This window comes from Castellaniella sp., assembly GCF_034674885.1.
Classification (GTDB): domain Bacteria; phylum Pseudomonadota; class Gammaproteobacteria; order Burkholderiales; family Burkholderiaceae_B; genus Castellaniella.
The window spans coordinates 117,496-131,952 of record NZ_JAUCDS010000005.1; the positions used below are offsets into that span (position 1 = coordinate 117,496).

Here is a 14,457-nt window from a genome sequence, read left to right on the forward strand (position 1 = left end):
ACCGCAGCGTTCACCAGCGCAGCAGGGCGCCGGCGGCGGCCACCATGGCCAGCCCGGCGGTTTCCGTGCGCAGGACCCGAGGCCCGAAGCGCACGCCCTGCAGGCCCCGACTCCGTGCCAGAGTCAGTTCGTCGGGCGACCAGCCACCTTCCGGTCCCACGAGCAGGTTCAGACATTCACCCACGCCCGCCAGGGCCTGGGGAAAATCAATATCGCCTTCCGGGTGGCAGAACAGGCTGATGCCGCTCAGGTGATCCAGGCTGTCGCGCAAGGGCGCGGGTTCGCGCACCTGCATCAGGCGGTTGCGTCCGCATTGTTCGCTGGCGGCCTGCACGATGGCGCGCCAGTGCGCCAGGCGCTTTTCCAGGCGCGGACCGGTGAGGCGCAGCACACTGCGCTCGGCCGCCACCGGGATCAGCTCGCTGACGCCCAGTTCGACGGCCTTTTCCACGATCCAGTCCATCTTGTCGCCCGATGCGATGCCCTGGATCAGGGTCAGCCGGCCACGCAGTTCGCACTCGATGGCCTCGTGGGGGCCGACGTTCGCCAGGGCGGTGCGCCCCTGGATGTCCAGCACGGCGGGGTACTGGCCGCCGCGCCCGTCAAACAGGGTCACGGCCGTGCCGGCGGGCAGGCGCAGGACCCGGATCGCATGATGCGCCAGGGATTCGGGCAATTCGATCCGGCTGTCGGCCTGCAGTGGCGACGGACAGAAAAATCGGGCGGTGGGCATGAATGGATGAGTGTCCCTGCAGCGTGAATGCTCGGACTATAAACCGGAGCGGGCAGGGTGGTAAAATTCAGGGCTTTGTCATCCTGTATGCGGCGAGGCTTGCGGCAATGACCGCGTGGTTCGCCCCCCAAGACCCTATGAGCGCTTTGCCCGCCCCTGATCCCGCCATGGCCAACGCGATTCGCGTACTGGCCATGGATGCCGTCCAACAAGCCAATTCCGGACACCCGGGCGCCCCCATGGGCATGGCGGATATCGCGCATGTGCTCTGGACGCGTCATCTGCGTCACAACCCGTCCGACCCTGCCTGGCTCGACCGCGATCGCTTCGTGCTGTCCAACGGGCATGGCTCGATGTTGTTGTACGCGCTGCTGCATCTCAGCGGCTACGACCTGCCCATGGATGAACTGCGCAATTTCCGCCAGCTGCATTCCAAAACCCCGGGACACCCGGAAGTCGGCATCACGCCGGGGGTGGAAACCACGACCGGGCCGCTGGGCCAGGGTCTGGCCAACGGGGTCGGCATGGCGTTGGCCCAGGCCCTGCTGGCACGGGAATTCAACCGCCCGGGGCATGAGATCATCGATCACGACACCTACGTGTTCGTGGGCGACGGCTGCCTCATGGAAGGCATCTCTCACGAGGCCTGCTCTCTGGCCGGCACGCTGGGCCTGTCGCGCCTGATCGTGTTCTACGACGACAACGGCATCTCCATCGACGGCCAGGTTCAGGACTGGTTCGCCGATGATACGCCGGCGCGTTTCGAAGCCTACGGCTGGAACGTGCTGCGCGGCGTCGACGGCCACGACATGAACGCGCTGGATGCGGCGATCGGTCAGGCAAAATCCCATGCCGCCGATGGTCGCGGGCCTACCCTGATCTGCTGCCGCACCGTCATCGGGCGCGGCGCCCCCACCAAGGCCGGCACCGAAAAGGTCCACGGCGCGCCCCTGGGCGCGGACGAGATCGCCGCCGCGCGCAAGGCCATGGGCTGGAATCATCCGCCCTTCGAGATCCCGCGCGAGGTCTATGCCTACTGGAACGGCCGCGAACGCGGCGCCCACCTGCAGTCCGACTGGCAGGTGCGCTTCGATCACTACGCCGAAGCCTACCCTGAACTGGCTGCGGAACTCTGCCGGCGCATGGCTGGCGAACTGCCCGTGAATTTCGTCGAACGCGCCCGCGACTATGTGATGTCCACGCAGGACAAGGCGGAATCCATCGCCTCGCGCAAGGCCTCGCAGCAGGCTATCGCGGCATTTGCCGGCATCCTGCCCGAGATGCTTGGGGGCTCGGCCGACCTTACCGGGTCCAACTTCACCGACTGGAAGGGCGTCGTGCCCGTGCGCCGCAAGGCCGACGGCCTGCAGGCCGGGCGCCACATCAATTACGGCGTGCGCGAGTTCGGCATGGCGGCCATCATGAACGGCGTGGCCCTGCATGGCGGCTATCTGCCCTTTGGCGGCACTTTCCTGACGTTTTCCGACTACTCCCGCAATGCCCTGCGCATGGCGGCCCTGATGCGCCAGCGCGTGGTGCACGTCTTCACGCATGATTCCATCGGTCTGGGCGAAGACGGCCCGACGCACCAGTCCATTGAGCACGCCGGCAGCCTGCGCCTGATCCCCAACCTGCATGTCTGGCGCCCGTGCGACACGACCGAAACGGCAGTGGCCTGGCAGTCCGCCCTGGCGCGCCCGGCCAGCCTGGGCATGGCCGTGCACGACGGCGGGCCTTCGGCGCTGCTGCTGTCGCGCCAGAACCTGCCCTTCGTCGCCCGCGATGTCGCCACCACCGATGCGATTGCGCGCGGCGGCTATGTGCTGCGCGACATGGTGGGCGCCTGCGCCGTCATCATCGCCACCGGGTCCGAGGTCGAACTCGCCCTGCAGGCCCAGGATCAGTTGGCCGCGCGCGGTATTGCCACGCGCGTGGTCTCCATGCCCTGCACTCAGATCTTCGATGCCCAGGATGCCGGTTGGCGCAGCACTGTGCTGCCGGCCGGCCTGCCGCGCGTGGCTGTCGAGGCTGGTGGCACGGCCACCTGGTACAAATACGTCGGAACGGCCGGTGCTGTGGTCGGGATCGACACGTTCGGGGAATCGGCGCCTGCCGGTGTGTTGTTCAAACATTTCAAACTGACGGCCGATCATGTCGCGGCCACGGTCGAACAGCTTTTGTAAAGGAGATCCTTCATGACCATCCGTGTCGCCATCAATGGCTACGGCCGTATCGGCCGCAATATCCTGCGTGCCCACTACGAAGACGGTAAAAAACACGATATCCAGATCGTGGCCATCAATGATCTGGGCAATCCTGAAACCAACGCCCACCTGACCCGCTACGATACGGCCCACGGCCGTTTCCCCGGCACGGTCGAGGTCGACGGCGATTTCATGGTGGTCAACGGCGACCGGATCCGCGTCCTGGCCGACCGCGATCCCGCAAAGCTGCCCTGGAGCGAGCTGAACGTGGACGTGGTGCTGGAATGCACGGGCTTTTTCACCACCAAGGAAAAGGCATCCGCTCACCTGAAGGGCGGCGCGAAGAAAGTCATCATTTCCGCCCCCGGCGGCAAGGACGTGGACGCCACCATCGTCTACGGTGTCAATCACCAGGTGCTGAAATCGACCGATACGGTCATCTCCAACGCCTCGTGCACCACCAACTGCCTGGCGCCGCTGGTGCATCCCCTGCATCAGCAGCTGGGCATCGTCAACGGCCTGATGACCACCATCCATGCGTACACCAACGACCAGGTCCTGACCGACGTCTACCATTCGGATCTGCGCCGCGCCCGTTCGGCCACGCACAGCATGATCCCGACCAAGACCGGCGCTGCCTCGGCCGTCGGCCTGGTGCTGCCGGAACTGAACGGCAAGCTCGACGGCTACGCGATCCGCGTGCCGACGATCAACGTGTCCATCGTCGACCTGTCCTTCGTGGCCGCGCGTGAAACCTCGGTGGACGAGGTCAACGGCATCCTCAAGGCCGCCTCCGAAGGCCCGCTGAAGGGCATCCTGAACTACACCACCGAACCGCTGGTGTCGGTCGACTTCAACCACGACCCGGCCTCCAGCACCGTGGACGCGGGGTTGACCAAGGTCTCCGGTTCCCTGGTGAAGGTCTCGTCCTGGTACGACAACGAATGGGGTTTCTCCAACCGCATGCTCGATACCACGGTCGCCCTGATGGCCGCCAAGTAATCCAGTCCATCCGGATGGCAGGGCGGGGCAACCCGCCCTTGTCATGTCCGGGCCGCCTCCCACACTGACAGACGCATTTCTATGACCATTCAGACTCTCTCCGGCCTTGCACAGGTTGGCGCCCTGGCGGGCAAGCGCGTTTTCATTCGTTCCGATCTGAACGTGCCCCTGGACCAGGGGCAGATCACCGAGGATACCCGCGTGCGGGCGTCCGTGCCGGCCATCCAGCTGGCGCTGGACGCGGGTGCGGCCGTCATGGTGACGTCCCACCTGGGCCGTCCCAAGGAAGGCGTGGTCGGCCCGGACGATACCCTGCAGCCCGTGGCCGTGCGCCTGGCGGAACTGCTGGGCCGTCCGGTGCGGCTGGTGCGCGATTGGGTCGATGGGGTGGACCTGGCCGCCGGCGAAGTCGTGCTGCTGGAAAATTGCCGCTGCAATCCGGGCGAGAAAAAGAACGACCCGGATCTGGCCCGCCGCATGGCCGCCCTGTGCGACGTCTACGTCAACGACGCCTTTGGCACCGCGCATCGGGCCGAGGCCACGACTGAAGGCATGGCCCGTTTCGCACCGGTGGCCTGCGCAGGACCGCTGCTGGCTGCGGAACTGGACGCCCTGGGCCGCGCCTTGCAGGCGCCGCGCCGTCCCATGGTGGCCATCGTGGGCGGCTCGAAGGTCTCCACCAAACTCTCCATCCTGCAGGCCCTGGCCGACAAGGTCGATCAGTTGATCGTGGGCGGCGGGATCGCCAACACCTTCATGCTGGCCGCAGGCCTGCCCATCGGCAAATCTCTGGCCGAACCAGACCAGGTGGACCAGGCCCAGGCCGTCATCCAGGCCATGCAGGCGCGGGGTGTGCAGGTGCCGATTCCCGTGGACGTGGTCGTGGCAAAGACGTTCGCCGCCGATGCGACGGCCACGGTCAAGCCAGCCGCCGACGTGGCTGCCGACGATCTGATCCTGGACATCGGCCCGCAGACGGCGGCGCGGCTGGCGCAACAGCTGCGCCAGGCAGGCACCATCGTCTGGAACGGCCCCGTGGGCGTCTTCGAGTTCGATGCCTTTGCCGAAGGCACCCGGGTCATTGCCCAGGCGATTGCCGAATCGGATGGTTTTTCCATTGCCGGTGGCGGGGACACCCTGGCGGCCATCGCGAAATACGGCATTGCCGACCAGGTGGGCTACATTTCCACCGGGGGCGGGGCTTTCCTGGAATTCCTGGAAGGCAAGACGCTGCCGGCCGTGGCAGCGCTGCAGGCGCGAAGTGCCTGAGGTCTGTTAGAATTCAGAAGGCGGGCCCCTTCGCATGGTTCGGCGGTGAACCTGGTCAGGTCGGGAACGAAGCAGCCACAGCCGTGCAGAACCAGTGCCGAAGTCAGGCTCGCCTTTCCTTTTGTCTTTTCCGGGCGGCGACCGACTCATGAGCTATCTCGTTCTGGCGCGCAAATGGCGCCCCCGTTCCTTCGATACACTGATCGGCCAGGACCACGTGGTCCGCGCGCTGACCCATGCACTGTCATCGGGCCGCCTGCACCATGCGTGGCTGTTCACCGGCACCCGGGGGGTGGGCAAGACCACCTTGTCGCGCATCCTGGCGAAATCCCTGAACTGCGCAGACGGCGTCACGGCCACTCCCTGCGGCCACTGCCAGGCCTGCACGGAAATCGATGCCGGGCGCTACGTCGACTACATCGAACTGGATGCGGCGTCCAACCGGGGCGTGGACGAAATGACCCAGCTGCTGGAACAGGCGGTGTACGCGCCGTCCGCCGGCCGCTACAAGGTCTACATGATCGACGAAGTCCACATGCTCACCGGGCATGCCTTCAACGCCATGCTGAAGACCCTGGAAGAGCCGCCCGAGCACGTCAAGTTCATCCTGGCCACCACCGATCCGCAGAAAATTCCCGTGACAGTCCTGTCGCGCTGCCTGCAGTTCAACCTGAAGCAGATGACGGTGCCGGCCATCGTCGAGCACCTGCAGCACGTCCTGCAGCAGGAATCCATTCCGGCCGATGCCCAGGGTCTGCGCCTGATCGCCCAGGCGGCGGCGGGCTCGATGCGGGATGCCCTGTCCCTGACCGATCAGGCCATTTCCTATGCGGCAGGCAATCTCACGGCCGCCGCCGTGGGCGAGATGCTGGGCACCCTGGACCAGCACCATCTGGTCGCGCTGTTGCGGGCCCTGGCGGCTGCCGATGCGCCCGGCATCCTGGCAGTGGCGGACGAACTTGCAGCTCGCGGCCTGTCGTTCCAGGCGGCGCTTGCAGACCTGGCCGTCCTGTTGTCCCGGGTTGCCATCGCGCAGCGCCTGGGGCATGCCCAGGCGGACGACCCTCTGGCGGACGACGTCCAGACTTTGGCGGCCAGCCTGGGTCCGGACGACGTGCAGCTCTTCTATGCCGTCGCGGTGCACAGTCGCCACGAACTGGCCCTGGCGCCGGACGAATACGCCGGCTTCGTCATGGCGTGCCTGCGCATGCTGGCCTTGCTGCCTGCGGATCGCGTGCCGCCCGTGCTGCTCGATCCGCCGACGGTTCGTCCCGGGACCGCAGCGCTTGCGTCGTCTGCCGCATCCGCGTCGCCGGCGGCGGTTGCCTCTGTCGAGGTTCCCGCCGCCGCGCCGGCTCCGATAGCTGCCGCGCCTGTTGCAACGCCCGTCCCCGTGGCCGATCCGCCCGCCTGGGACGATGCCGGATCCGAAGATTCCTCGCTGCCCGCAGCAGAGCCGGCAGCAGAGCCCGCCGCCGCGCCGGCAGCGGTTGCTGCGCCCAGCGCCCCGCCGGCAGCGCCGGTTGCGCATGGCACGACCGCCGTTGCATCTGACTTGTCTGCCGCGTCGGAAGACTCCGCTGCGGATGCTGGCGTGCCGCACGACGAACCGGAACACGCAGGCCAGGACTGGACTGCCGATGTGCCGGACTTGCCGGATGATTTCGATGCCGTGGCCGCAGCCGGCGACCTGGATGCGGAAGACCTGCCCGTGCGGCTGTCGGACCTGCCCGGGGCCTCGGCGCCGGCCGTGCTCGAGACGCCCGATCCCGCCAGTCTGTCGGCGGCCGGATGGCCTGCGCTGGCCGCCGAGCTGCCCGTCACGGGGGCGGCGCGTGCGCTGGCGCTGAACAGCGAATGGCTGGGCGGCGACGGGCATCAGGTCCGCCTGCGCGTGGCCATCCACACCTACACCGAAGGCGGCGCCCATGACCGCCTGCGCACGGTATTGTCGGAATACTTCGGCCGTGTGCTGCGCCTGGACGTCGAATATGGCAGCACGGGCGACGATACGGCTGCCGCCGTGGACCAGGCGGCTCGCGCCCAGCGCCAGCAGGCTGCTGAAGACGCGGCGGAACACGATGTTCTGGTCCAGGCGCTGGTCGGGCAATTCGCCGCTCGCCTGGTCCCGGGGACCGTTCGCCCGCCGGGTGCCCCGTTGGGTTGATCCGTATTTGAGTACGCGCATTAACCGAACGGAACACTGGGGTATAGTCCCTGTTTTTGTTCCACCCCACCCAATCAGGACATCACCATGATGAAAGGTCAGATTGCCGGCTTGATGCGTCAGGCCCAGCAGATGCAGGAAAACATGAAGAAGGCTCAGGATGCCCTGGCCGAACTGATCGTCGAGGGCGCAGCCGGCGGCGGCCTGGTGAAGGTCACCATGAGCTGCAAATACGATGTCAAGCGTGTCGCCATCGATCCGTCGCTGTTCGACGATGATCGCGACATGATCGAAGACCTGGTCGCTGCTGCCTTCAACGACGCGCAGCGCAAGGCCGAAGCCACCGCCCAGGAAAAGATGTCCGCCGTCACGGCCGGCATGTCCCTGCCTGCGGGCATGAAGCTGCCGTTCTGACATGGCGGCGGGCCTGCCCGAACCCGAACCCCTGCGGGCTCTGATCGATGCCCTGCGCGGCCTGCCGGGCGTCGGTGTGCGCACGGCCCGGCGCATGGCCTACTACCTGCTGCAGCATGACCCAGACGCGGCCCTGAAACTGGGCGATGCGCTGCGCGATGCCGTCACCGGGCTGTGTCATTGCGAGCGCTGCAATTCCTTTTCCCAGACGCCGTTGTGCGCGACCTGCGAAAATCCGGACCGCGACGCGTCGCTGCTGTGCGTGGTGGAGACCCCGGCCGATCAGAACATGATCGAGGCCAGCCATGGGTACCAGGGCCTGTATTACGTGCTGATGGGCCGCCTGGCCCCCCTGGAAGGCGTCGGCCCCGATCAGGTCCAGTTCGCCCGCCTGCTGGAACGGGCGACCGATGGCCAGGTGCGCGAGGTGATCCTGGCGACCAATTTCACGGCAGAAGGCGAAACCACGGCGTATTACCTGTCCGACATGCTGCGGGGGCGCGGCCTGACGGTCACGCGGCTGGCGCGGGGCGTGCCCAGCGGCAGCGAACTGGAATATGTCGACGCAGGCACCATCGCCTGGGCGCTGATGGAACGCCGATCAGGGTAGCCACGTGAAGCGTGGGGGATGAACTCGGACGCAGAACAGTCCCTTGCGAACTGTTCTGTGCCTGGCGAATCCGAGCGGCATGCAAGCCGCGAGGTGGTCGCCCGCAGACGCGTTATCATGCTGGCTTGGTGTCCAAACATAAGGAGACAAGACCATGCCAATTTCTCGCCGTGAATTGCTGAAGACCGCCGGTGTGGCGGGTATGCTGGGCGCCTTGCCCGGCGTGGTCCGTGCCCAGGTGGGCGCCCTGGAAAAGAAATCCCTGACCATCGCGGTCGGCGGCCAGCCCCTGATCTATTACCTGCCCTTGTCCGTGGCGCACCTGAAAGGCTACTTCAAGGCAGAAGGCCTGGATGCCACTATCGCCGACTTCGCAGGCGGGTCGAAGGCATTGCAGGCCGTGGTGGGCGGCAGCGCCGACATCGTGTCCGGTGCCTTCGAACACACCATCAATCTGCAGGCCAAGGGCCAGTTCTATCGCTGTTTCGTCCTGCAGGGGCGCGCGCCGATGATCGTGCTGGGCGTGTCCAAAAAGACGCTGCCCGACTACAAGACGCCGGCCGACCTGAAGGGCAAGAAGATCGGCGTGACGGCGCCGGGGTCCTCGACCAACATGATGGCCAGCTTCTTCCTGGCCCAGCATGGCCTCAAACCCTCCGACGTGTCCTACATCGGGGTGGGGGCCGGGGCCGGGGCCGTGACGGCGCTGCGCACCGGGCAGATCGACGCCATTGCGAACCTGGATCCTGTCATCAGCACCCTGGCCAAAGAAGACGCCATCCAGATCATCGCCGATACGCGCACCCTGAAAGACGCGCACCAGATCTTCGGCGGCAACATGCCTTCTGGTTGCCTGTACACCTCGCAGGCCTTCATCGACGCCAATCCCAATACCACCCAGGCCCTGGCCAATGCCATCGTGCGGGCCGACAAATGGATCCAGGCCGTGACGCCCGACGAGATCGCCAAACTCGTGCCCGAATCCTATCTGCTGGGCGACCCGGACCTCTACAAGCTGGCCCTGAAGGGCAACCGCGAAGCCCTCTCGCCCGACGGCATGGTGCCCGAGGACGGCCCGCAGACCGCCTTGAATGCGTTGGCGGAATTCGTGCCGCATTTCGACCGCACGAAGATCGACATCTCGCGGATCTGGACCAACCAGTTCGCCATCAAGGCCGATCAGAAATATCCGCATGGCTGATCCGCAGATTGTCCCGCCCCCTGGTCCGGCCGGGCAGCCGCCTGCCTTGCTGCTCGACCGGGTGACGTGCACGTTCACGTCACCCGACGGCTCGTCCTATACCGCCATGAAGGACGCCATCCTGACGGTGGCGCCCGGCGAATTCGTCTCCGTCGTCGGGCCGACGGGCTGCGGCAAATCCACGTTGCTGAATATGGCCGCCGGCCTGCTGCGACCTTCGTCCGGCCAGGTCAGCGTCTTTGGCGAAGCCCTGCACGGCATCAATCATCGGGCGGGCTACATGTTCCAGGGCGACGCCCTGATGCCCTGGCGCAATGCCCTGGCCAATGTCATCGCCGGCCTGGAATTTGCCGGGGTGTCGGCAACTGACGCCGCAGAGCAGGGGCGCGACTGGCTGCGCAGGGTCGGGCTGGGCGGTTTCGAGAACCGCTATCCGCACCAGATGTCTAGCGGCATGCGCAAACGCGCCATGCTGGCCCAGACCCTGATCCGCGACCCCGACATCATCCTGATGGACGAGCCCTTTTCCGCACTGGACATCCAGACCCGCCAGCTGATGGAAAACGAAGTCCTGGATCTCTGGATGGCGCGCCGCAAGGCCGTGCTCTTCATCACCCACGATCTGGACGAGGCCATCGCCATGAGCGACCGTGTCGTGGTGTTGTCGGCCGGGCCTGCCACCCATCCGATCGGCGAATTCATCATCGACATCCCGCGCCCGCGCGACGTGGCCGAGGTCCGCATGCATCCTCGTTTCATCGAACTGCACCAGGGCATCTGGGCCGTGCTGCGCGACGAAGTCCTGAAGGGCTACGAACGCCAGAAGCAGGCCTGATCGCAGGCTGATCGCCCGGCGCGCCATGGGTGCCGGGGTTTGAACCGGAGCTGTATCCATCATGAAATCCGACGAACTGTCCCGGCCCGTGCTGCGGACGCTGCAAGTGGCCCTGTTGGCCGCCATCCTGCTGATCTGGTATTGGGCCTCGCTGAACCGGAACATCGCTTTTTTCTTTGGTCGGCCCCTGGAGGTCGCTCAGGTCATCTGGGCCTGGTTCGTCACTGATGCCAGCGTCTACCGCCACCTGTGGATCACTTTGTCCGAAACCGTGCTGGCCTTTTTCATCGGCACGGTCGGCGGCCTGGGCTTTGGCCTGTGGCTGGGCCTGTCACGCAGCGCCAGCGCCTTGCTGGAACCCTACGTGACCGCCGCCAATTCCATGCCGCGTGTCATCCTGGCGCCGATCTTCGGCATGTGGTTCGGCCTGGGGATCTGGTCCAAGGTCGCCCTGGCGGTCACCCTGGTGTTCTTCATCGTCTTCTTCAACGTCTACCGAGGCGTGCGGGAAGTCTCGCCGACCTTATTGGACAACGCCAGAATGCTGGGCGCCACGCGCCGCCAGTTGCTGCGTCACGTGTACATTCCCTCGGCCACCAGCTGGGTGTTTTCCAGCCTGCACACATCCGTGGGCCTGGCCTTCGTGGGCGCGGTGGTCGGCGAATACCTGGGTTCCGCCGCCGGCGTGGGCTACCTGATCCTGCAGGCCGAAGGCACGCTGGACGTGAACACGGTCTTTGCCGGCATCGTCGTCCTGACGATCTTCGCTCTGCTGCTGGATGGCGCAGTGTCCCTGGCCGAGCGCCGCCTGCTGGTCTGGCAGCCGGGGCCGGGTGCGACGGACAGGACCTAGGCCGATTTCCCCACCAGCGCATCCAGCTTCACGGCATCCGCCGTGAAGATCCGGATGCCTTCAGCGAGTTTTTCCGTCGCCATCGCATCCTGGTTCAGGTGCGTGCGGAAGGCGACTTCATTGCTGGCCAGCCATTCCGGCGCGTTCGCCTTTGCATCGGCCACCGACAGCGCTGCCGGCAGCGGGTCGCTGGATGCCGCCAGTTCCCCCAGCAGGGCAGGGCTGATCGTCAGCAGATCGCAGCCGGCCAGCGCCCGGATCTGCCCGATGTTGCGAAAACTGGCCCCCATCACCTGCGTAGGGATGTCGTAGGCCTTGAAATACCCGTAGATGCGAGCCACCGACTGCACGCCGGGATCGCGGGCCCCCGCGTTCGCGGCTTCGTCCCAATCCGGCCCGGCGGCCTTCTTGTACCAGTCGTAGATTCGGCCCACGAAAGGCGAGATCAGGGTGACCCGTGCCTGGGCGCAGGCGATGGCCTGCGTCAGCGAGAACAGCAGCGTGAGATTGCAGTGGATACCCTCGGTTTCCAGTACCCGGGCCGCCTGGATGCCTTCCCAGGTCGCGGCCAGCTTGATCAGGACGCGTTCGCGATCGATCCCGTGGGATGCGTACAGTGTGATGATCTGCCGCGCCCGCTCGATGCTGGCCTGCGTGTCGAAGGACAGTCGGGCGTCCACTTCGGTCGATACCCGGCCGGGCACGATGGCCAGGATTTCCCGCCCAAAAGCCACCAGCAGCCGGTCGATCTGTTCGGCCTGCGATGCCGAGGGGTGGTCGCGCAGTACCTGGTCCAGCAGCGGACGATAGGCATCCTGCTGCACCGCCTTCAGGATCAGCGATGGATTGGTGGTCGCGTCCGTGGGCCGGTAGGCCCGCATGGTTTCAAAATCCCCCGTGTCGGCCACGACGGTCGTCAGCGCGCGCAGGGCGTCGAGTTGATGGCTCATGAAGGCGGTACTCTCTGATAAGAACGGTGAAAAGCTCTTACTGTAGACCATTTTTGCCGGACTTCGCCCTGTGGAAGCATCCACGCCGTCGACTTCGGGTGCGGTGCGGATGCGGGACGGCGGACCGGAATCCGACGGGGCGGGATCGGAGAGCGAGGCGCATGAAACTGTATAATAGGAAGGTTTACATGCAGACTTTACAACCGGGGTACCATTTTGCTGCCGTCAATCTTTCCTGAGGGTCCTACAGGGCTCGTTCCAGCAATCCTTGCCTTGGCGGACGGTACCGTATTTCGGGGCGTCTCCATAGGCGCCGACGGATTCACCGTGGCCGAGATCGTGTTCAACACGGCCATGACAGGCTACCAGGAAATCCTGACCGATCCCAGCTACAGCGGTCAGATCGTCACCCTGACCTATCCCCACATCGGCAATACGGGCGTCAATGCCGAAGACGTCGAATCCAGCCAGGTCCATGCTGCCGGCCTGGTGGTGCGCGACTGTCCGGCGCGAGTGTCCAATTTCCGGGCCACGCAGTCCCTGCCCGACTACCTGAAGTCGCAGGGCATCGTCGCCATCTCGGGCGTGGATACGCGCAAACTGACGCGCATCCTGCGCGAACGCGGCGCCCAGGGCGCCTGCATCATGGTGGGCGACGATGTCGAGCGCGCCGTGGAACTGGCGCGCGGCTTTGGCGGCATGGAAGGCCAGGACCTGGCGCTGAAGGTCACCACGGCCAAGGCCGGAGCCTGGGTGCAGGGCACCTGGCAGCTGGGACGCGGCTTCCGCCGCCAGGACTCCGCCGACTACCACGTGATTGCCTACGATTACGGGATCAAGACCAACATCCTGCGCCTGCTGGCCGATCGCGGCTGCCGCATCACCCTGGTGCCGGCCACCACGCCGGCGGCAGACATCCTGGCGCAAAACCCGGATGGGGTGTTCCTGTCCAACGGGCCTGGCGACCCCGCCGCTTGCCAATATGCCGTCGAAACCTGCCAGGCCGTGCTGGAACGCGGCATTCCGCTGTTCGGCATCTGCCTGGGTCAGCAGGTGCTGGGCCTGACCTTGGGTGGGCGCACGATCAAAATGAAAACCGGCCACCATGGCGCCAACCACCCGGTGCAGGATCTGGACAGCAAGCGCGTGTTCATCACCAGCCAGAACCACGGCTTCACCGTCGATGGCGACAGCCTGCCGGCCAACGCCCGCGTGACGCACGTCTCGCTGTTCGATGGCACGCTGCAGGGGTTCGAACTCACCGACAAACCCGTGTTCTGCTTCCAGGGCCACCCCGAAGCCAGCCCCGGCCCCCACGACATCCTGGTGCTGTTCGACAAGTTCATCGACCTGATGGCACAGCACAAAGCCCAGTCGTCCAAATAACCGATACCGTTCTCTCATGCCCAAGCGTTCAGACATCCAAAGCATCCTCATCATCGGGGCGGGCCCGATCATCATCGGCCAGGCTTGCGAATTCGACTATTCCGGCGCTCAGGCCTGCAAGGCCCTGAAGGCCGACGGCTTTCGCACCATCCTGGTCAACAGCAATCCCGCCACCATCATGACGGACCCGGAAACGGCCGACGTCACCTACATCGAACCCATCACCTGGCAGGCCCTGGAAAAGATCATCGAGATCGAAAAGCCCGACGCCGTCCTGCCCACCATGGGCGGCCAGACGGCGCTGAATTGTGCGCTGGACCTGGATCGCCATGGCGTGCTGCAAAAACACGGGGTCGAACTGATCGGCGCCAATGCGGCCGCCATCGAAAAGGCCGAAGACCGCCTGAAGTTCAAGGACGCCATGACCGCCATCGGTCTGGAATCCGCAAAATCGGGCGTTGCCCACAGCATGGACGAGGCCTGGGCGGTGCAGAAGCGCATTGCCGCCGAATTGGGCAGTTCGGGCTTTCCCACCGTCATCCGCCCCAGCTTCACGCTGGGCGGTACGGGCGGGGGTATCGCCTACAACGCCGAAGAATTCGAGACCATCTGCCGTCGCGGCCTGGAAGCATCGCCCACGCGCGAGTTGCTGATCGAGGAATCGTTGCTGGGCTGGAAGGAATTCGAGATGGAAGTCGTGCGCGACAGCGCCGATAACTGCATCATCGTGTGCGCCATCGAGAACCTGGATCCCATGGGCGTGCATACCGGGGATTCAATCACGGTCGCCCCGGCGCAGACGCTGACCGACAAGGAATACCAGATCATGCGCA

Annotated in this window: 12 protein-coding genes, 1 other RNA gene and 1 pseudogene; 12 read left to right on the plus strand and 2 right to left on the minus strand. The window is 65.6% G+C overall.

From position 1 onward, the window contains the following. Nucleotides 1-10: 10 nt before the first annotated feature. Nucleotides 11-733: a 16S rRNA (uracil(1498)-N(3))-methyltransferase gene (locus VDP74_RS05310; protein WP_322998587.1), complete on the minus strand. Its 723-nt coding sequence runs from the start codon at nt 731-733 to the stop codon at nt 11-13. A 137-nt stretch (nt 734-870) separates the two neighbouring features. On the opposite strand from VDP74_RS05310, the gene tkt reads away from it, so the two are divergent. From tkt to VDP74_RS05360, 10 genes are all read left to right on the plus strand, one after another. Then, nucleotides 871-2,916: a transketolase gene (gene tkt / locus VDP74_RS05315; RefSeq protein ID WP_322998588.1), complete on the plus strand. Its 2,046-nt coding sequence runs from the start codon at nt 871-873 to the stop codon at nt 2,914-2,916. Nucleotides 2,917-2,928: 12 nt separating this feature from the next. Next, nucleotides 2,929-3,939: a type I glyceraldehyde-3-phosphate dehydrogenase gene (gap, locus tag VDP74_RS05320; protein ID WP_322998589.1), complete on the plus strand. Its 1,011-nt coding sequence runs from the start codon at nt 2,929-2,931 to the stop codon at nt 3,937-3,939. 81 nt (nt 3,940-4,020) lie between these two features. After that, complete coding sequence (locus VDP74_RS05325; protein WP_322998590.1) at nt 4,021-5,208, plus strand: phosphoglycerate kinase; 1,188 nt, start codon at nt 4,021-4,023, stop codon at nt 5,206-5,208. Between the two features lie 19 nt (nt 5,209-5,227). After that, an RNA gene (gene ffs, locus VDP74_RS05330) (signal recognition particle sRNA small type) lies at nt 5,228-5,325 on the plus strand. Between the two features lie 31 nt (nt 5,326-5,356). Then, a complete protein-coding gene (gene dnaX / locus VDP74_RS05335) occupies nt 5,357-7,375 on the plus strand; it encodes a DNA polymerase III subunit gamma/tau (protein ID WP_322998591.1) in 2,019 nt (672 codons plus the stop codon). Nucleotides 7,376-7,462: 87 nt separating this feature from the next. Further along, entirely contained in the window at nt 7,463-7,789 is a 327-nt protein-coding gene (locus VDP74_RS05340) for a YbaB/EbfC family nucleoid-associated protein (protein WP_322998592.1), read from the plus strand. Nucleotide 7,790: 1 nt separating this feature from the next. Further along, nucleotides 7,791-8,399, plus strand: a complete 609-nt coding sequence (gene recR / locus VDP74_RS05345; RefSeq protein WP_322998593.1) for a recombination mediator RecR — start codon at nt 7,791-7,793, stop codon at nt 8,397-8,399. Nucleotides 8,400-8,553: 154 nt separating this feature from the next. Further along, a complete protein-coding gene (locus VDP74_RS05350) occupies nt 8,554-9,600 on the plus strand; it encodes an ABC transporter substrate-binding protein (RefSeq protein WP_322998594.1) in 1,047 nt (348 codons plus the stop codon). After that, nucleotides 9,593-10,435 (plus strand): ABC transporter ATP-binding protein, encoded by an 843-nt coding sequence (locus tag VDP74_RS05355; RefSeq protein WP_322998595.1) that lies wholly within the window; start codon nt 9,593-9,595, stop codon nt 10,433-10,435. Before VDP74_RS05350 ends, VDP74_RS05355 begins: the two co-directional genes overlap by 8 nt. 61 nt (nt 10,436-10,496) lie before the next feature. Then, nucleotides 10,497-11,288 (plus strand): ABC transporter permease, encoded by a 792-nt coding sequence (locus tag VDP74_RS05360; protein ID WP_322998596.1) that lies wholly within the window; start codon nt 10,497-10,499, stop codon nt 11,286-11,288. On the opposite strand, the gene tal is transcribed toward VDP74_RS05360, so the two are convergent. Then, entirely contained in the window at nt 11,285-12,238 is a 954-nt protein-coding gene (gene tal / locus VDP74_RS05365; protein ID WP_322998597.1) for a transaldolase, read from the minus strand. The two genes, VDP74_RS05360 and tal, sit on opposite strands and share 4 nt — an antisense overlap. Nucleotides 12,239-12,454: 216 nt before the next feature. Between tal and carA the strand changes: the two genes are divergently transcribed. Both carA and carB read left to right on the plus strand, forming a co-directional pair. Beyond that, complete coding sequence (gene carA, locus VDP74_RS05370) at nt 12,455-13,624, plus strand: glutamine-hydrolyzing carbamoyl-phosphate synthase small subunit (protein WP_416232934.1); 1,170 nt, start codon at nt 12,455-12,457, stop codon at nt 13,622-13,624. A 16-nt stretch (nt 13,625-13,640) separates the two neighbouring features. After that, nucleotides 13,641-14,457, plus strand: a pseudogene (gene carB / locus VDP74_RS05375) (carbamoyl phosphate synthase large subunit); the annotation flags it as partial.